Annotated in this window: 13 protein-coding genes; 11 read left to right on the top strand and 2 right to left on the bottom strand. The window is 40.9% G+C overall.

The genetic code is table 11. The features are described 5' to 3' along the window. The first annotated feature begins 7 nt into the window (after window positions 1–7). The 6 genes from GGQ60_RS00065 to GGQ60_RS00040 all read left to right on the top strand — a co-directional run bounded on the left by GGQ60_RS00065 (window position 8) and on the right by GGQ60_RS00040 (window position 7,551). On the top strand, window positions 8–1,645 hold the full coding sequence (locus GGQ60_RS00065) for a SusD/RagB family nutrient-binding outer membrane lipoprotein (protein ID WP_183759359.1): 1,638 nt from the start codon (window positions 8–10) through the stop codon (window positions 1,643–1,645). An 82-nt stretch (window positions 1,646–1,727) separates the two neighbouring features. Further along, a complete protein-coding gene (locus GGQ60_RS00060; RefSeq protein ID WP_183759358.1) occupies window positions 1,728–3,353 on the top strand; it encodes a LamG-like jellyroll fold domain-containing protein in 1,626 nt (541 codons plus the stop codon). Window positions 3,354–3,834: 481 nt separating this feature from the next. After that, window positions 3,835–5,616, top strand: a complete 1,782-nt coding sequence (locus tag GGQ60_RS00055; protein WP_183759357.1) for an SPOR domain-containing protein — start codon at window positions 3,835–3,837, stop codon at window positions 5,614–5,616. Then, a complete protein-coding gene (locus GGQ60_RS00050; protein WP_183759356.1) occupies window positions 5,613–6,317 on the top strand; it encodes a MotA/TolQ/ExbB proton channel family protein in 705 nt (234 codons plus the stop codon). Before GGQ60_RS00055 ends, GGQ60_RS00050 begins: the two co-directional genes overlap by 4 nt. Next, entirely contained in the window at window positions 6,317–6,718 is a 402-nt protein-coding gene (locus GGQ60_RS00045; RefSeq protein ID WP_025144642.1) for an ExbD/TolR family protein, read from the top strand. The genes GGQ60_RS00050 and GGQ60_RS00045 overlap by 1 nt, the downstream gene beginning before the upstream one ends. Next, entirely contained in the window at window positions 6,718–7,551 is an 834-nt protein-coding gene (locus tag GGQ60_RS00040) for an energy transducer TonB (protein ID WP_183759355.1), read from the top strand. The genes GGQ60_RS00045 and GGQ60_RS00040 overlap by 1 nt, the downstream gene beginning before the upstream one ends. A 59-nt stretch (window positions 7,552–7,610) precedes the next feature. Here GGQ60_RS00040 and GGQ60_RS00035 read toward each other — a convergent pair whose 3' ends face one another. Next, window positions 7,611–9,674, bottom strand: a complete 2,064-nt coding sequence (locus GGQ60_RS00035; RefSeq protein ID WP_183759354.1) for a CBM96 family carbohydrate-binding protein — start codon at window positions 9,672–9,674, stop codon at window positions 7,611–7,613. Window positions 9,675–9,909: 235 nt separating this feature from the next. On the opposite strand from GGQ60_RS00035, the gene GGQ60_RS00030 reads away from it, so the two are divergent. The 5 genes from GGQ60_RS00030 to GGQ60_RS00010 all read left to right on the top strand — a co-directional run bounded on the left by GGQ60_RS00030 (window position 9,910) and on the right by GGQ60_RS00010 (window position 17,955). After that, complete coding sequence (locus tag GGQ60_RS00030; RefSeq protein WP_183759353.1) at window positions 9,910–11,199, top strand: bifunctional folylpolyglutamate synthase/dihydrofolate synthase; 1,290 nt, start codon at window positions 9,910–9,912, stop codon at window positions 11,197–11,199. A gap of 68 nt (window positions 11,200–11,267) precedes the next feature. Further along, the gene (gene pafA / locus GGQ60_RS00025; RefSeq protein ID WP_183759352.1) at window positions 11,268–12,926 is read left to right on the top strand and encodes an alkaline phosphatase PafA; all 1,659 of its coding nucleotides are present in this window, start codon (window positions 11,268–11,270) and stop codon (window positions 12,924–12,926) included. Between the two features lie 210 nt (window positions 12,927–13,136). Continuing rightward, the gene (locus GGQ60_RS00020) at window positions 13,137–13,505 is read left to right on the top strand and encodes a VOC family protein (protein ID WP_221235843.1); all 369 of its coding nucleotides are present in this window, start codon (window positions 13,137–13,139) and stop codon (window positions 13,503–13,505) included. 130 nt (window positions 13,506–13,635) lie between these two features. Next, window positions 13,636–17,031: a methylmalonyl-CoA mutase family protein gene (locus GGQ60_RS00015; RefSeq protein ID WP_183759351.1), complete on the top strand. Its 3,396-nt coding sequence runs from the start codon at window positions 13,636–13,638 to the stop codon at window positions 17,029–17,031. Beyond that, a complete protein-coding gene (locus tag GGQ60_RS00010; protein WP_183759350.1) occupies window positions 17,032–17,955 on the top strand; it encodes an MBL fold metallo-hydrolase in 924 nt (307 codons plus the stop codon). A gap of 235 nt (window positions 17,956–18,190) precedes the next feature. Here the strand turns inward: GGQ60_RS00010 and GGQ60_RS00005 are convergent, their stop codons facing one another. Beyond that, window positions 18,191–19,171, bottom strand: a complete 981-nt coding sequence (locus GGQ60_RS00005) for an acyl-ACP desaturase (protein ID WP_183759349.1) — start codon at window positions 19,169–19,171, stop codon at window positions 18,191–18,193. Window positions 19,172–19,559: the final 388 nt, after the last annotated feature.

Here is a 19,559-nt window from a genome sequence, read left to right as displayed (position 1 = left end):
AAACAACATGAAAACTATATATTATCAATCATCAAATAACAGGATTAAAGGATTGTCGGCTGTTTTGCTGGCATCTTTAATGGCCTTAAATTTTGGATGTACAAAAAACTTTGAAGATTTTAACACCAACCCGACAGCACTTTCTCCTGAGCAGACCACTTCGCTTTTAAAATCGGCAATCGGTCCAATTGAGCAGGAGATTTTCCATAACTACCAGATTGCACAAAACCTGAGCGCCGATGCTTTTAGCGGTTATATGATGGCACCTACACCTTTTGGCGGAGGGATTAATAATATGAACTACTCGCTGAACGATGGCTGGAACAGTGCCGGTTTTAACGATCAGTACAACTATGTAATGGCGCCAATATCCAAAATTGGTCAGAGCCAGGTTAAAACTAAATCGCCTGAAGCCTGGGGAATTGCCCTTTTGGTTCAGGTGATGGCCATGAGCAGGGTAACGGATAAGTTTGGGCCTATTCCGTATACTACAGCTGGATCATCACTGGTATCAACACCGTATAACGATCAAAAAACCATTTATGATGCATTTTTTAAGCAAATAGATACCGCAGCCAATAACTTACAGGCATACATCAGTGCAAATCCGGGTAAAACTGCTTTCTATGATAAAGGCGACCTGATTTATGCAGGCGATCCTGTAAAATGGTTAAAACTGGCCAATTCTTTACGCTTACGTTTAGCCATGCGTATAGTTAAAGCCGATGCCACTACAGCCAAATTACAGGGCGAAAAAGCCTTGGGCGCACCCGGAGGTTTATTAACCACTGCGGCTGATAATGCGGCCGTAGCACAGTCTGGTACAAGAGATAATGACCTATGGATAGTTACTGTTGCCTATGATGGCGATAATGCATTAGGAGCAGCCCTGCAAACCTATTTAGTGGGATATAATGATCCGCGTTTGCCTGTTTATGCCACACCGGCTACCGATCCCCTATTTAAGGGCCAATATGTGGGGATCAGATCGGGGGCAAACACTTCTTCTGGCGGCTTGGGCAAACCAGGATACAAAACCTATTCCAGCCTGAATTCTACAGATCCGACGAAATCAGTTATCGGACAAAAAGCGCCACAGATTTTAATGACCGCTGCAGAAGTATGGTTTTTGAAAGCCGAAGCCGCCTTACGTGGCTGGACTGGTGCCGGGGATGCACAAACCAATTATGAAACCGGCATTACCACATCCTTTCAGCAATGGAATGTTGCCGCTGGCAGCTATCTTGCTGATGCAAGCAGCAAGCAAACCGGTTATACAGATCCGAAAAACCCTGCAAACAATGCTGCAGCGGTAAGTACAATTACCATTACATGGGACCCTACAGCTACCAATGAACAAAAACTGGAACGGATTATCACCCAAAAATGGCTGGCCATTTTCCCTGACGGACAGGAAGCCTGGAGCGAATACAGGCGCACAGGTTACCCTAAATTATTTACTGTAGCCAACAATAACAGTGGTGGAACTATAAATTCCCAAACCCAGATCAGAAGATTGCCCTACCCGGCAACCGAGTATGGTAACGGAAACAGCGCCGAGGTGGTTAAAGCGGTTGGCCTTTTAGGTGGACCAGACAACGGCGGTACCCGGTTATGGTGGGATGTGAATAAAGCAAACTTCTAACAGGCCAATATTTCAGGTAGGGTGACGAAAGTTATCCTACCATTTTTATAAAAACCAATTTCTAACCAAAATCTTTAAACTTATGAGAAAACTAACCGTTTTCGGCGTACTGCTGTTAACAGCTTTCGCCTTGTTGTATGCTTGCAAAAAAGCCAGTTCTGAAAAAGAAGACAACCTATTGAACACCAAAGGAACAGCCAGAGCCGCAACCAATGCCTCTGCCCTGGCATTAACCGGTCCGTTTATGACTGCTTATGTAGAGGTAAACAGCAATAATTTTGTCAATCCCGGCTGTTATACCTACGGTACCTCAGCCAGTCAATTATTTGGTATTTCCGTAATTTTCGCGGCCAATATCAATTCGGTAAATGGCACCCCTACCCTTTACTTCAATCCACAGGTACAGGAAACTTTAAATTCGGGCAAGGTAGCTTACCTTAAATCGTTGGGAATAAAAGTTCTGCTCGATGTGCTTGGAAACCATCAAAATGCAGGCTGGGGTTGTTTTACCTCTTATGCCCAGGCTGATGCCTTTGCCATTCAGTGTGCCAATGCGGTACAACAATATGGTTTGGATGGAATTGATATTGATGACGAATATTCTACCTGTACCGCAAATGATGGTTCATTGGTTCTCGCTGCAGCAGCACTCAGGGCACGCATGGGTACCGGCAAACTCATTACCATGGCTGCATTTAACCAGGCTAATTATTTTACCGCTACTTATAACAACCAAAAATTGGGCGATATATTAGATTATGTATTTGAGCAAACTTATTTCTCTACCAATTATGCTGGTCGTTTGCAGCCTTATATCAACGCCGGTGTGCCAAAAAGTAAATTAGGCTTAGGTACGGATTTAGGTAATAGCGACCAGGCAGCTGTTGCCACTTATGTAAAAAACAATGGTTTGGCCAGTGCAATGGTTTACAATGTAGCCAACAACTCACAAACTAAGTTATCTGCCATGTCGAACGTACTTTACGGTGCCTCAACTGATGTGAAACCAAACTGTATTGATGGTAATGGAGGCACCCCTCCACCGGCTGCAAACCGCTCATTGATTTTCGATGGTACAAATGAGTACTTAAATTCGAATACGTTTAACCTTGCCGGAAGCAGCTTAACTTACGAAGCGTGGATTAAGCCAACCTCCTTTAAAACTACTGCTCCAAATATCTCCACCATTATGGGTGTCGAAGTGAGCGACGCCAATGTGGCTTTGCTTCGTTTAGGTGATGCCGGTTTAGCCAACAATAAAGTTCAGTTTGTGCTCAATACAGGTGGTGCAACGCCTAAAAAACTAAATTCTACCACCGCACTAAGTGCCAATACCTGGTATCATATTGCAGCCACTTATGATGGCTCGACCATGAAAATCTATATCAACGGAACTTTAGATGCCAGCTTGAGTGCAACGGGTACCATCGTTGCCAATGGCACATTCCAGATTTCGAGAAGCTGGGATGCCAACCGGGGTTTTAATGGCCAGTTCGACGAATTTCGGGTTTGGAAATCAGCCTTGGCACAGTCGACAATTTCGGCCAATAAGTGCAGTGTAAGCTCAACAAGCACCAATTTAGAAGCTTATTGGAAATTTGACGAAGGAACGGGAACTACCGTGGCCGATGCAACCGGACATGGCCACACCGCTAGTCTCGTGAATATGGAGAGTAGCGATTGGTCTACAACGGTTCCTTGTTTGTAATTCCTCCTAAAAACTTAATAGGCTGTATCAAAGATCAAATGGTTGTACAAGGCCCGTTGATGGGGCGGGCTTAATGCTTACAGGCTGTGCAATAAATCCTCAGGTAAATTCAGGATAAGACAGTTTGTAAAAGTTGTTGTATACCTTAAGGTTAATATGATACAGCCTATTTTGATCACCCAATCTTTATTTTCTCCACAAGCTTTTTTACCACAAACACTTCTGTTGCTTAGGCTTTATCTCCAAATTCGGCATTATATCGATTTAGCCATTTGCTTACTAGCATACCATTTCTATCTTTGTAACCGTTATCTTTGCACGGATACAGGTATTGGTTTAGAAAATTGATTTTTTTCAGGATCAAAATAACAAAACTGTACCCGTTTTGATCTCCCTTTTGGAATAGGATGTTTTAAACAGCCTTAACACTATTTGAAGGTAGAATACAATTTTTAATTTTAAAACGCTTAATTTTATCCGAATGGATATCTTATCATACCTATTAGAACTCTTGCAGCAACGCAAAGAAGTTGGTATTACCGGCTTGGGCACTTTTTATAAAAAAAAATACCCGGGAAGATACGATAAGGAAAAACAAACGTTTTTGCCTCCCGGATATACGCTGCAGTTTTCGACCGAAGTAACCGAAGAAGAAGCTTTAACAGGTTTCATTTCAGCCAGGAGAAATATCTCTGATGACAGTGCAAGGTATTACATCGAACAGTTTGTTAATGAGGTAAACGAAAAACTGGAGTTGGACCACGAGATCGAACTGGAAAAAACCGGTCGATTATTTTTCACCGAACAGGGACTTGATTTCGAACCGGTAAAGAACATCAATTACGGCTCTGAATATTACGGTCTGCCTGCTTTACCTGAAACTGCAACAGAAGAAGCAAAAACAGATTTACCGAAAGAAGAGGAAGAAGTATACGACGAAATTGCGGAGGCGCCAGTTGCACCTTCTCCGTTCGAAAATAAATCTTACCATCACCCTGTTATTGAAAATATAGAACTGGATGAAGTAAAGGATGACCTTAAACATACTTTACAACATTCAGAAAGCCGTGCGGAGGAAATTACCGAAGCACCTGATTTTATTAAGGAGCAACATGAAGAACATCCAAACCGTTTTGGACATGCGCCAGAATCGGAAATAGAAAATGTTGCTGCAGAACAGCAGTCGGCTGAAGGGATAGCTGCTGCTGATGCCGAAAATAAAATAGAAACTCCTGAGAATACGACAGAACAGGAAGTAGAAAATATTTCGGAAGAACCTCAGGCTGAAGAAACCCCTGCACCTGTTGAAAAGGAAGATGAAGTAAAAGAAAATACAACAGTACCTGAAGTTCGCGCAACTGTTGAGGAACCGACCGTTGAAGTTCCTGAATCTGTGGTGAAGCAGCACGAAGAAAATCCCGGACGTTTTGGACATACACCTGAAACGGAAGGAGAAAAAGATCCAGCTGAGGCTATCGAAACAGTTATACCGCAAAGGGAATACACTGGCCGTTTCTCACTCCGGCCGGAAACTGAAGAACCAAAAACTTATCTCCACCTGGAAGAGGAAGTTAAACACAGCGAACCGGTAATAGAGGCACCTGCCTTTATTAAAGAACAACATGCCGAACACCCAAACCGTTTTGGTCACGATCCGATTCTACACGATCAGGAACCACAACCCGGTATGTCTGCCTGGTTAAAAGTAACCATCGTTATTTTAATTTTGGTGATTACCGCAGCCATTACCTACCTGGTTAAGCCCGAAATTTTTAACGGTAAAACCGAGGAAGCTAAAGCAGTACCTGCAGTGATCGATTCGCCAAAAGCAACTGTTGACTCTGCCAAAATAAAGAGCGATTCGGTGGCCAAAACCGATAGCATTTTAAAGGCCAACCAGGTTCAGAAAAAAACAGACACCAATACAAAAACAACAGTTAAGCCTGCAGTAAAAACATCGGTTAATGCACCTGTTGAAAAACCAAAAGACGATAAAATTGTACCAAACCGTGGTCCTTCTACGTTTGATGTTATTGCAGCCTCTTATAAAACTGTTGAAGGAGCCGAAAAATACATTGCCATCATGAAAACCCGTGGCATAAATGCCAAAATTGCAAACATGGCAGGGCCATGGAAAAAGGTAAGTATAGCAAGCTTTGCCACAGAAGAAGAAGCAAAAGCACAAAAAGAGGTTTTACAGAAAAAACTAAAAGGAAAAGGCTTTTACGTACAGCAGATTTTTAACAACACACAACCAAAATGATAAATTTATTAATTCAGGACACCACAAAAGCATTACAAGACACCGCAAATGCGCTAAACCAGGCAGTAACACAACCACAGGAGCAATTACATTTCATCGATCTTCTTTTTAAAGGGGGTTGGGTAATGATCCCCTTGGCTTTCCTTGCCTTTTTAGCCTTAATTATTTTTGTTGAACGTTATTTAACTATAAAAAAAGCCACTAAAGATGAAGCCAATCTGATGGTTCAGGTCAGGTCTTATATCCAGTCGGGAAATTTAGACGGAGCCATGTCTCTTCTAAGGAGCAACAATTCTCCCCTTTCGCGCATGTTGCAAAAAGGGTTGAAACGTATTGGTCGTCCTATTAAAGATATTGAAGGAGCCATCGAAAACGTGGGGAAATTAGAGGTCTCCAAGCTGGAGAAAAACATCAGCATATTAGGCATTGTTGCCGGTATTGCACCAATGCTTGGTTTCGTTGGAACCATTGTGGGGGTAATTACCATCTTCCACCAGGTATCCATTAAAGGTGCCATCGAAATCGGAACCATTTCAGGTGGTTTATACACCAAAATGATCACCTCTGCAACCGGATTGATTATCGGTATCATTGCTTACGTACTTTACCACATTTTAAACATCATGGTGGAGAAAATCATCCTTAAGATGGAAACCGATGCGATTGATTTTATTGATTTACTAGAAGAACCGGGCAAATAATGAATTTACGCAAAAGAACAAAAGGATCGGTAGAAGTACATACTTCAGCGTTGAACGATATTATGTTCTTCCTGATGCTATTCTTCCTATTGGCCTCAGCTGTGGTAAATCCTACCGTAGTTAAATTATTGCTGCCGCAATCATCAAGCGGGCAGCAATCGACTGCCAAAAAAGCGGTTACAGTTACCATAGACGAAAACCTTAAATATTTCGTTGAAAAGAAACCGGTTAGTATTGAAGAACTGGAGCCTACCCTGGCATCGTACCAAAAACTGGCTCCTGATATGACCATTCTTTTATATGTTTCGCGTAATGTGACGTATCAGGATGGATTTGTGGTAAACGATATTGCCAACAAATTAAAATTGAAACTTGTTGTAGCCGTTGAGCCTAAAAAATAATGAACTACAAAGCACAAAATGTACCTCAGGAAGAAAACAACTATCCAAAGGCCATTGCGATAGCAAGCGGTATTATGGGCTTTTTGTTGTTAATCAGTTTTTTTATTGTGATTGGTTCTTTCCAGCCACCTGAAGAGCTGGGCATGGGTGGTATGGTAGTAAATTATGGAACTTCGGCTGAAGGCATGGGCGATGATTATACCAGCATCGAAGAACCATCGGCAGATCCAAATGCAAACGGTAAAGCACCCGAAAAGGTAACGCCCGAAGAAAAGGTTACCCCAACTACCGCTACTGAAAGCAGCAACAAGGAAATCCAGACACAGAATACCGAAGATGCAATTGCAGTAAATACAAAAGCGACCAAACCCACTAAAGTTGCGCCAACTACGGTAACCGAAGATCAACCTGCAAAACCGGTAATTAATCAAAATGCGCTTTATAAGGGTAAAAAGAATACCGGTCAGGGTAAGGGAGACGGAACAGGAACAACCGCAGGAAATCAAGGCTCGGTTAACGGCGATCCCCTATCTAACAATTACGGCGATGGCGGTTCGGGATTTGGAAATAAACCCATTGCTTTAAGACATTTCTCCAATCTGGTGGTACCACAAGACGACGGACAGAAAACGGGTAGAATAGCCATCCGGATTTATTTCAATAGAAATGGCGATATCATCCGCGCCAACCAGGAACTTAAAGGCTCTACCATTACCGATACCGAACTGGTAAACAAATGTATCAAAGCTGTAATGGAATCTTCCTTAAGTAAAACCGAAATTGGTGGCGATAACCAAACCGGTGTAGTGGTCTTCAACTTTAAAGTGAAGTAGAACAATACCCGATCAGCATCATAAGAAAGCCCGATATTTATCGGGCTTTCTTATGACCGCTATAAAATGATATTGAGCTGAGGCTTATTGCTCGTCTGTTCTTTGCTGGTAAAATAAATGTCGCTTTTACTACTTGCAGGAGCATTATTGATCAATACAAAGGTTATAATTTTATTACCTGTACTTAGGTTTTGGTTGATTACACTGGTTACATCAATTGAATAATTATCAGCTCCATAGGCTACAAAACTATTAACCAATGGATTACTTAAGGGTGCATTATTCCAGGTTAATCCGGTTTCAGTCCAGGTATTTGTTGCGGCAGTATACACACTTATTGTTCTGGAGGGATCTGTATTTACTGATGAAGCGTTTAAAACCAATCTCGCATTAGAAACCATAGTACTAGGCAGTGCAGAAAAATCAAATTTAACATAGGCTTTTCTGGCATAAGAGTTTGCATCAGATTTTACAATAAACGTACTTTCAGTACCATAATTATTGTCAGCATAGGTACCGTTTCTTACATAGGTATCAGCGTTAGCAATAAATCCTGTAAATGGGTAAGAGCTTTGAGCAAAACCCACATCTGGATTGCTTAAGGGAAGATTAGTTTGAAAATAATCAATTCCTCCATTATTAGTAAAATTAACTGCCCCGGCAATTAGAGGAGAAGTTTTTTGCAATTTAAAATCTGCAGGTCCGCCTGTTGCAGATGCATTATTAAATTTCGGGTCGGCGTAAGTATTGCCTGAAACAGTTCCAGCAGGGCCATTTACCGCAGTGATAGACTGAGGATAAAAACAATTATTTTTAAAAACAGCGGATGCCATTATTGGTTTGTCCGAAAATCTTGTAATGGTTCCCGTAGCATAAATGATATTGTTGCTAAATGTGCTGTTAAACGCAAAAGTACTGGCAGTATTGGTGTATTGAAATATTCTGGTAAAGCTGTCATTCGTATAAAAAGTATTATTGTATATTTTATTGGTGGTATAATTTGAGGTATAATTAATAAGTTTCGAACCGCTTGGAGAAGAATTGGCATTCTTCACATCATTTACACTAATATTATATCTAACAATAATATTTTGAGCGCTTGGCATAAATAACATAAAACCACGGTCATTATCATGCGAGTAATTATATTCAAAAATGTCTCCGTTGGTATCAATATCTGCATCAAAAGCCTGTCCGTCATACGGTCCGCCACCTTTAATGCCCGAAACTTCATTGTAAGAAATAATGGTACCTAAACTATTATAAGTCCAGCAGGCAGCATAATTAGCCGCATCGCTTTTACAGGTATTACGTAAAACATTATGCGTAATTTTCGAATTTTTAACCCCGTTTAATACAATGCCATCACCATAAATATTTTCAATTAAATTACCTTCAAATACTACATTATCTGCTTTTACTGAGCTGGATGTTCTGATTCCTTCAATGTCGCAATCTTTAACATGGCAGTTTAAAACCAGCACATTATTAATCAGGCCGGTAAAGATAATTCCGCCCGAACCCTTATTGTAATTGGGCGTACCAAAACCCGTAGCATTTACGTTATGTACGTAACAGTTATTGATCGTAATATTGCTAGCTGCCGTAGCACCAGAATTATTTACTTTAATGCCTGTAACGGTGTATTGTTGTCCTAAGGTTACTGTATTGGTAATTTCAAGGTTATTAATTTCCCAAAAAGATTGGTTGTTAAGCAAAAGTGTTACTGAACCATTGGTTAATCCACCACCATTTATAACCGGCTTACTACCTGTTCCATACTGACCAATAACAATTGAGCTTCCTGCACTTCCGGAACCCAAAGGGGCAAGATTTCCGGTCCAAACACCATCCGCTTTAAATAAAATCTGATCGCCGGGTGCAAAAGTAATCGTATTTACTTTGCTAATGGTTTTCCAGGGGGTACTGATACTCGTCCCATTATTATTATCATCTCCTAAAGGATCAACATAGTAAATGGTTCCTACAACGCTGATAAGATTACTGGCATGTCTGCTTAGTTTTTGATTTGACAAGCTTTCAGTAGCTTGTACGACTGCTTTTTTGCACCCGCCTATTAGCAGCATGGTTAGTGCTGAGCAGGTAATTAATAAGTTTTTCATTGTTTAATTGATTTGGTTAAAAATTTTCAATCAAATATTATCTATTTTAAAAAAAATGAAGGGCGAAAAATCTTAAAGATTAGGGATAATTTTAGTTCGTTTTTCATTTATCATGATAAAATCAGACATAAACTAAATTAAATTTCAGGTAAACATGAATTGACTTAATCGCAGATGAAAATATTGAACATTTCGTTCCATAATCACTCTAGTCAACTTATATTTGACGCATATTATGAACTACCAACAAACGCTTGATTTTTTATACAGTAAACTTCCGATGTTTACCCGCGTTGGCGCCTCTGCTTTTAAAAAAGATTTAACCAATACCATCATCCTATGCAATGCTTTGGATAATCCGCAGGATAAATTTAAAAGCATCCATGTGGCCGGTACAAACGGAAAAGGATCAACCTCACATATGTTGGCTTCCGTATTACAAGCGCAGGGTTATAAAACCGGACTATATACTTCTCCTCATTTAAAAGATTTCCGTGAGCGCATTCGTATCAATGGAAAGATGATCAGCAAAACCGAAGTGATTGCTTTTGTTAAAAATCAGAAACAACTCATTGAAAAGGTCGAGCCTTCATTTTTTGAAGTTACAGTAGCCCTCGCCTTCGATTGTTTTGCCAGGCACCAGGTGGATATTGCCGTTATCGAAGTGGGTTTAGGTGGCCGCCTCGATTCGACCAACATCATTAGTCCGCTTACTTCGGTAATTACTAATATCAGTTTAGACCACACCAATATGCTGGGTAACACCCTGGCAGAAATTGCCGGCGAAAAGGCCGGCATTATCAAAAAAGACACACCTGTTGTAATCGGCGAAACCCACGAAGCATCGGCGCCAGTATTTAACAAAAAGGCCACAGAAATGAATGCGCCAATCGTTTTTGCCGATCAGGTTTTAACTGCCCTCGATTTTAAACTGGCAAATAATAAATTGTCATTATCGGTTTATCAGGGCGAAGAAATTAAATATAAAAACCTGCAAAGCGACCTCACCGGTGTTTATCAGCATAAAAATATTTTAACGGTTTTAGAAACACTGGCCGTACTGAATGCCCAAACCGAAATCAAAACCGATGTGCAAAACGTTTACAAAGGCATAAGTCAGGTTAAAAAACAGACCGGATTACAGGGCCGTTGGCAAACTTTAAGTAAAAATCCGTTAGTAATTTGCGATACGGGACACAATGAAGCCGGTATTGCCGAAGTAATCAAAAACATCAGCCAAACACCTTACCAAAACCTGCATATCGTTTTCGGAATGGTTAAAGACAAAGATATTTCGAAGGTTTTAGCTCTACTGCCCAAAAATGCGTCTTATTATTTTTGCAAACCCGATTTAGAACGGGGATTAGCCGCTAACGAACTTGCCGACCAGGCCGCCGGGTTTGGCTTAAAAGGAAACACTTATTCATCTGTAGCCGAAGCCAAAGCCATGGCTATTCAATCAGCTGGGGCAAAAGACCTTGTTTATATTGGTGGAAGCACTTTTGTAGTGGCCGAAGCGATATAAAATCTTTACATTAACTTCAAAATATCTTCACTTAAAAGTTGTTAATTTAGCCCTTTAACTAAAACACAATGAAGAAAATTTCCTTTCTAATCTTTTCTATATCTATTTTTTCAGTTTCTCTCTCTTCTGCCCAGACTAAAAAAACTATCCCTGCACAGCCAAAAGCATTCCCTGCCGAGGTAGCCCGTCCTAAATTAGTGGTAGGCCTGGTGGTTGATCAAATGCGGTGGGATTATTTATACCGTTACTATAACCGGTATACCAATGGTGGTTTTAAAAGATTAATAAATGAAGGTTTTTCAGTAGAAAATACTTTTATTCCTTACACCCCTACCTATACTGCCTGCGGCCATACCTGCATCTACACGGGTTCAGTTCCGGCTGTTCATGGCATTATCGGTAACGATTGGTATGATCCTGAAACTAAAAAAAATGTATACTGTACAGAAGATTCTTCCGTATCAACAGTTGGCAGTACCCCCTCATCAGAAGGTAATATGTCGCCCAAAAATATGCTAACCACCACCATAACCGATGAATTGAGGTTAGCAACCAATTTTAGAGGCAAAGTAATCGGTATTTCGTTAAAAGACAGGGGATCAATCCTTCCGGCAGGTCATGCTGCAAATGCGGCATACTGGTACCAGGGTAGCACCGGAAACTGGATTACGAGTACCTATTATATGAAAGAAGTACCAGGCTGGATTGCTGATTATAATAAACTGAAACTGGCAAACAAGTTTTATGCAAAAAACTGGGAAACTTTATATCCCATCAATACCTATGTAAACAGTACCGCTGATGAGAAAGCTTACGAAGGTAAACAGAGCACATTTCCACACCAGTTAACCCAAAACATTGATAAAAATTTCGATGCCATCAGAAGCACACCTTATGGCAATACCATCACCCTTGACCTGGCTAAACTGGCGATCCTTTCGGAAGATTTAGGACAGGATAACATCACCGATTTCTTGGCAGTAAGCTGCTCCTCTACAGATTATATTGGTCACGCCTATGGTCCGAATTCGATAGAAGCGGAAGATACCTATTTACGTTTGGACAAAGATTTCGAAGAGTTTTTCAATTACCTTGATAAAAAAGTTGGTAAAGGAAATTACACTGTATTTTTAACTGCCGATCATGGTGCGGCCCATGTGCCGGGTTTTATGCAAGAAAATAAAATGCCTTCGGGAGTGGTTAGCGACAGAGATATTGCCAACAAATTAAATGCTTACTTAAACGATAAATTTAAGGTAAACAATGTAGTTTTAAGATCAATGAACAATCAGATCATTTTTGATCACGATAAAACCGATAAAGGTGATGTGAGTTTCGATGTGATTAAATCAGCCGCTGTTGAATTCCTAAAAAGATTGGATGGTTTCCAGAATGCTGTAGATATTGCTAAAATATCGCAGGCCACCCTTCAGGAGATCCAAAAAAAGATGATTACCAATGGCTACAATGCCCGCAGAAGCGGCGACATCTATTATGTTTTGCAACCGAACTGGTTTAACGGTGGCAGTACAGGAACCACCCATGGCAATTGGAATCCGTACGATTCGCATATTCCATTGGTTTTTATGGGCTGGGGAGTTAAACCGGGTGCAACAAACCGGATGCATTACATGACCGATATTGCACCAACACTAGCTGCGCTGTTACATATCCAAACACCCAACGGAACAGTTGGAGAGCCCATCACCGAAATCACCAATAAATAATATTAAAAAACTATGCTCACCAGCATAGTTTTTTTGTTTTACTGAAATCGTCATCTCGACTGACGCGTAGCGGAATGGAGAGATCTATCTAATTAGATTTCTCGGCTGCGTTGCACTTCGCTCGAAATGACGATCTTTAATAGGGCAATCATTAATTTTGGTTCTCCAATTTCTCGTATGGTAAAAATCGCATTTTTATTATTTTAGATCATGTCAACATACACCGCTATCAAACTTACCCCCATGCTCGAGTCGCATGATATACCGGCAACGCTAAAGTTTTATACAACAATTTTAGGTTTCACCTGTGAGGCAAAATTCGATGATCTTAGCTGGTTTAGCCTTAGCAAAGATGGGATAGAAATTATGTTCTGCATGCCCAACGAGCACCGCAATATGCCCAAAGCGGTTATGAGTGGCTCCCTTTACATTAAAACCAATGAAGTTAAACAGCTTTGGGAAATTTTAAAAGATCAATGCGAGATCTGTTACCCGTTAGAAGATTTTGATTATGGTATGAGAGAGTTTGCCATTTATGACAATAATGGCTATTTACTACAATTTGGACAGGAATTATAACTGAACCAAAAGCCATAACAGTATAGGGTATTCGTGCTTAAAACTGCTTAATTTAGTACATTTGCATAACCAAATATTTGGAACACGGATTGGTCGTTTCTGTATAAATCAATCCTTTAAATCCCAATGTATGCAACCAATAGAAATATATAAGCCAAAAAATAAAATCCGTTTTGTAACCGCTGCTTCCCTTTTTGATGGCCACGATGCAACCATTAATATCATGCGCCGTATCCTTCAGTCATCCGGTGCCGAGGTTATCCATCTTGGCCATAACCGGTCGGTTGATGAGGTTGTAAATTGCGCTATACAGGAAGATGTTCAGGGTATTGCCATGACTTCTTACCAGGGCGGACATATCGAATATTTTAAGTATATGTACGATCTTCTGCAGGAAAGGGGTTCGGGCCATATTAAAATATTTGCAGGCGGCGGTGGTGTAATCCTGCCTTCGGAAATTGAGGAATTGCAGGCTTACGGAATTGCTAAGATCTACTCTCCCGATGATGGCCGTAAAATGGGTTTACAGGGCATGATCAATGATATGCTTATACAAACTGATTTTGTAACCAAAACCAATATTACAAACGAGCTGGAAACCATCCCAACAAAAGACATAAAAGCCATCGCTGGCGCTATTACTGTTGCAGAAAATGATCCTGAAGGTGCCCAAAAATTTGTTGATGAATTAAAGAAACTTTCCAAAAATAACACTGCCCCAATTGTAGGCATTACTGGAACCGGCGGTGCCGGAAAATCATCCCTGGTAGATGAACTGGTCCGTCGTTTTTTGGTTGAGGTGAAAGACAAAACCCTGGCCATTATTTCTGTCGATCCTTCAAAAAGAAAAACAGGTGGGGCTTTACTCGGCGACCGTATCCGGATGAATGCCATCAATAACCCCCGGGTATACATGCGCTCCCTGGCCACACGCCAGGCTAATCTTGCCTTATCTAAAAACGTGCAGGAAAGCATTGATATCTGTAAAGCTGCAGGCTATGACCTGATTATTGTAGAAACCTCAGGTATTGGCCAATCTGATACCGAAATTACCGAACATTGCGATGTTTCATTATACGTAATGACTCCCGAATTCGGGGCGGCTACCCAGCTCGAAAAAATCGATATGCTCGATTTTGCCGATCTTGTAGCCATCAACAAATTTGATAAAAGAGGGGCTTTGGATGCCCTGCGCGATGTACGAAAACAATACAAACGTAACCACAACATTTTCGACGCCAAAGACGACGAAATACCTGTTTACGGCACCATGGCCTCGCAGTTTAACGATCCCGGCATGAATAACTTATTTGTGGCCTTAATGGAGCAAATAAAAGTTAAAACCGGAACAGATTTTCAGGCCAAAATGGAATTAACTTCAGATCAGTCCGAAAAAATCTACATCATACCACCTGATCGTATCCGTTACCTGGCCGAAATTGCCGAATCGAGCCAGGTATACAATGAGTGGGTAACTAAACAGGCCAACATTGCCCGGAAAATGTACCAGCTCAAAGGTGTAATCGATTTATTAAATGATCCTAATTCCCCTCTCGTAGAGGGAGGGCAGCATAACGGGGTGTCAAAAAACCTAAATGCGACCTATCAATTCTTCGAAGAACAGCTCGATGGCGAATGCAAAAGGTTATTACGCCAATGGCCAGATACCAAAAAGGCTTATAAAGAAGAATTTTTTATTTATAAGGTGCGCGATAAAGAAATTAGACAACCTTTATTTTATGAATCGCTTTCAAAGCTTCAGGTTCCAAAGGTATCGCTGCCCCGTTACGAAGATTGGGGCGACATTTTAAGGTGGCTCTTAACCGAAAACCTGCCAGGCGAGTTTCCTTATGCTGCAGGCGTATTTCCGCTGAAACGCGATGGTGAAGACCCTACCCGTATGTTTGCCGGTGAAGGTGGCCCCGAACGGACCAATAAACGTTTCCATTATGTTTCACTGGGGCAATCGGCTCATCGTTTGTCTACAGCTTTTGATTCGGTTACCCTTTATGGCGAAGATCCGCATTTGCGCCCTGATATTTACGGCAAAATCGGTAACTCGGGCGTGAGCATTGCCACTTTGGATGATGCCAAAAAACTATATTCAGGTTTTGATCTTTGTGCGCCATCTACATCGGTATCCATGACCATTAACGGACCGGCGCCAATGTTGCTGGGCTTTTTCATGAATGCCGCAATTGATCAGCAATGTGAAAAATACATTATCGAAAACGGCTTGACCAAAGAAGTTCAGGCTAAAATTGATGCGATATATGCTTCTAAAAACATCGAAAAACCGTCATATAATGGCACTTTACCAGAAGGGAATAATGGTTTAGGCTTAATGCTTCTAGGTGTTACCGGCGACCAGGTTCTGCCAGCCGATGTTTATGCGCAGATTAAGGCAAAAGCCATCGGTTCGGTAAGGGGAACCGTTCAGGCAGATATCTTAAAAGAAGATCAGGCGCAGAATACCTGTATATTTTCTACCGAATTTGCCCTTCGAATGATGGGCGATATTCAAAAATACTTTATCGACAAAAAAGTACGGAATTTTTATTCGGTATCTATTTCGGGTTACCACATAGCAGAAGCCGGGGCCAATCCCATTTCTCAACTGGCCTTTACCCTCAGCAATGGTTTTACTTTTGTAGAATATTATTTAAGCCGGGGGATGCATATCGATGATTTTGCGCCGAATCTCTCCTTCTTCTTCTCCAACGGGATTGATCCTGAATATGCTGTTATCGGTCGCGTAGCCAGAAGAATATGGGCCAAAGCTATCAAAAATAAATACAAAGGGAACGACCGTTCACAGAAACTTAAGTACCACATTCAAACGTCGGGTCGTTCCTTGCATGCCCAGGAAATCGATTTTAATGATATCAGAACCACATTGCAGGCTTTATATGCTATTTACGATAACTGTAACTCCCTTCACACCAATGCTTATGATGAAGCCATTACCACGCCTACCGAAGAATCGGTGAGAAGGGCTATGGCCATACAATTGATCATCAACCGTGAATTGGGCCTTGCCAAGAACGAAAATCCGCTACAGGGTGCTTTCATCATCGAAGAATTAACAGATCTGGTAGAAGAAGCCGTTTTAGCCGAATTTAAACGCATTAACGATCGTGGAGGGGTTTTGGGTGCCATGGAAACCATGTATCAGCGTGGAAAAATACAGGAAGAAAGTTTGTATTACGAAACCCTGAAACATACGGGCGAATACCCAATTGTTGGAGTAAATACCTTTTTAAACAAAAATGGTTCCCCTACTATTGTGCCGGGTGAGGTGATTCGTGCTACGGAAGATGAAAAACAATACCAGATTTTGGCCTTGCAGAAATTCCAGAAACGTAACGCCGGCCATGCTGGTGAATTATTAAAACAGCTTCAAAAATCAGCCATTGCCGGCGATAATATTTTCGAACAGTTGATGGAGGTTTGTAAGGTCTGTTCGTTAGGCCAAATCAGCAAGGCCCTTTACGAGGTAGGTGGACAATACAGAAGAAACATGTAAATGAAAGCTATACTATTATTTTTCGTAGTTGTTTTTTCCTTCAAAACCTGGGCACAGGAAACAATCCAATCTCCCTATGTTTTAGTATTGGGTGTTGCCCAAGACGGGGGTTATCCACACATGGGCTGTCAGAAAAATTGCTGTACATTGGCCTGGAAAAACCAAAAATTAAGAAAAAATGTGGTTTCACTTGCCTTGGTTGATCCGAAAAGCAAAAAATGGTGGCTTTTTGAAGCTACTCCTGATATTAAATTACAGCTTCAGGATTTTCGAAAAAGAACCAATGAGGCTTATCCCTATTTACCTGAAGGCATTTTTATTACCCATGCCCACATCGGTCACTACACTGGCCTGATGGAATTTGGCCGGGAGGTAATGTCTGCCAACCGTTTAAAAGTTTATACGCTTCCTAAATTAAAGTCTTTTCTTGAACAAAACGGTCCCTGGAGCCAATTGGCCAAGCTCAACAACATTAACCTGGTTACATTGAGCGATGATCAGTCTATCGATATTGCCAACAATAAAATAACAGCCTTTACTGTTCCGCACAGGGACGAATTTTCAGAAACTGCCGGTTTTAAAATCGAAACACCAACTAAAAAATACCTGTTTATCCCCGATATTGACAAATGGAGCAAATGGAATAAAAATATCATTGATGAAGTAAAAAAGGTAGATATTGCAATGATCGATGCTACCTTTTATAGCAATACCGAATTAGGGAACAGGCCAATTGCTGAAGTTCCGCATCCATTGGTAACCGAAACAGAAAAATTATTCAGTATGGAATCCCCTAATGTCAAAAATAAAATTTTCTTTATCCATTTCAACCATACCAATCCCCTGCTTTGGGATCCAACCTATCAAAAACAGGTTTTAAAAAATGGATTCCACTTTGCTAAACAGGGCGATATTTATTATTAGGTTTTTCATCATCCCGACCGGGGCATGGCAGAGTGGAGCGATCTATCTCAAGGCAGATTTAGCTGCGCAAAGCCTTCAGGTTCTCAACTGCGTTGCACTCCGCTTGAAATGACGATTCCGGAGAGGGCTGCCACCCGTATTGATTTTTATACAATAAATTATCCCTTGAAAAGACGAAAACGCATAAAAAAGCCCCGATGGTTTAACATCAGGGCTCTATATCTCTCAATTGCTTTTAGCCGGCAATCCAGCTAAATTTATAATCAATGGTTGGGTTTTTCATACGTTCTGCAACCCTCAGTAAACGCGAAGGCAGAGCCATAATATAATCGCGGGCTTTTTCACCGGCTTCATTTAAATCGCGCATACCTTCAATTTTCCAATCAACAATTAATTGCTGCATAATTTCGACATAATCAACCGCCGTATAAACGCCTAAACGTTGTGCAGCATCGGTAAAATGCCCAAAAGTTTGACCGATTTTCAGACCAACTTCACGTAGGAAATGTGCCGGCATTACAATCTTTTTACGCATCATATCTTCAAAAGCCAGCATCGCTTCACTTGGATCAACTTCGAAAATGCGGTTCATAAAATCTTTATAGGCTTTGGCATGTCTGGCTTCATCAGATGCAATAACACCACACATTCTTGATAATAAGGTATCACCACTTTTTTTCGCTAAAGAAGCAACCCTTCTGTGCGAAATATTGGTAGCCATTTCCTGAAAAGAGGTATAGATGAAGTTACGGTAAGGATCATGCCCCGTTCCTATATCGAAGCCATCTGCAATAAGGTACTGTGTAGAAATTTCCATTTGGCGCATATCTACACGGCCAGAAAGGTATAAATATTTATTTAACAAGTCGCCATGACGGTTTTCCTCAGCCGTCCAGTGCCTGTTCCATTTCATCCAGCCGCCGTCTTCTTTCATGCTTGGCCCCTGAACCATGGCCAACCACGATTCGTAAGTAGGTAAAGCTTCTTCCGTAATGGTATCGCCAATCAATACAGCTACTAAATCATAAGAAAGGTCTTTTGCATTATCCCTTAATATTCTAATATCCTGATAAAATGTATCGCTGGTAGAATCGGGAAGAAAATCAGACGGTTGCCAGTTTATATCGATTGGTTTAAGATAGGTATCCATCATCTCCAGCATATATTTTTCTATATGCACCATTACTTCCCTTCTTTTATCTGCAAAAAAACTCATTATTTGTGTTTATATATTGTTAACAACAAAGATAACCAAATATTGCGGCAAACCTTATGATATTAACATATTTAGCCCTAAATCGCTCATAAAAGAGATCAAAATTATCCACAGGCTCTTAAATAAGTTCATACAGGGTTTACATCCGGTAAATTGACAACATAACTAAGTCTTATCTTTTTGTTACGCGTAGTTTCTTCTGTTGGATCTGTTATAAGCTAAGCAGCCGTGATGATGGAATTGCCTGTTATGAGTTTGTTATCAGGAGCGCAGTTTCCTGTACATTTGGGTGAGGTTCCGTCCTGCTGTACGCTGCAATCCTTTTGGGGAACATTGCCTGGATAAGTAACCCTCTTTAACCCAAAAGGGATTTTCGCTGCCATCAGGG

Origin of the sequence: Pedobacter zeae (genome assembly GCF_014196715.1) — a bacterium.
GTDB lineage: Bacteria > Bacteroidota > Bacteroidia > Sphingobacteriales > Sphingobacteriaceae > Pedobacter > Pedobacter zeae.
The sequence above is the reverse complement of the archived record's forward strand: the minus strand, read 5'-3'. Positions and strand labels throughout refer to the sequence as shown.

Coding starts and splice junctions, on each gene's coding strand:
- GGQ60_RS00020 (WP_221235843.1), top strand. CDS start 13,137: ATGTCAACATACACCGCTATCAAACTTACCCCCATGCTCGAGTCGCAT.
- GGQ60_RS00010 (WP_183759350.1), top strand. CDS start 17,032: ATGAAAGCTATACTATTATTTTTCGTAGTTGTTTTTTCCTTCAAAACC.
- GGQ60_RS00005 (WP_183759349.1), bottom strand. CDS start 19,171: ATGAGTTTTTTTGCAGATAAAAGAAGGGAAGTAATGGTGCATATAGAA.
- GGQ60_RS00045 (WP_025144642.1), top strand. CDS start 6,317: ATGAATTTACGCAAAAGAACAAAAGGATCGGTAGAAGTACATACTTCA.
- GGQ60_RS00065 (WP_183759359.1), top strand. CDS start 8: ATGAAAACTATATATTATCAATCATCAAATAACAGGATTAAAGGATTG.
- pafA (WP_183759352.1), top strand. CDS start 11,268: ATGAAGAAAATTTCCTTTCTAATCTTTTCTATATCTATTTTTTCAGTT.
- GGQ60_RS00055 (WP_183759357.1), top strand. CDS start 3,835: ATGGATATCTTATCATACCTATTAGAACTCTTGCAGCAACGCAAAGAA.
- GGQ60_RS00040 (WP_183759355.1), top strand. CDS start 6,718: ATGAACTACAAAGCACAAAATGTACCTCAGGAAGAAAACAACTATCCA.
- GGQ60_RS00030 (WP_183759353.1), top strand. CDS start 9,910: ATGAACTACCAACAAACGCTTGATTTTTTATACAGTAAACTTCCGATG.
- GGQ60_RS00060 (WP_183759358.1), top strand. CDS start 1,728: ATGAGAAAACTAACCGTTTTCGGCGTACTGCTGTTAACAGCTTTCGCC.
- GGQ60_RS00015 (WP_183759351.1), top strand. CDS start 13,636: ATGCAACCAATAGAAATATATAAGCCAAAAAATAAAATCCGTTTTGTA.
- GGQ60_RS00050 (WP_183759356.1), top strand. CDS start 5,613: ATGATAAATTTATTAATTCAGGACACCACAAAAGCATTACAAGACACC.
- GGQ60_RS00035 (WP_183759354.1), bottom strand. CDS start 9,674: ATGAAAAACTTATTAATTACCTGCTCAGCACTAACCATGCTGCTAATA.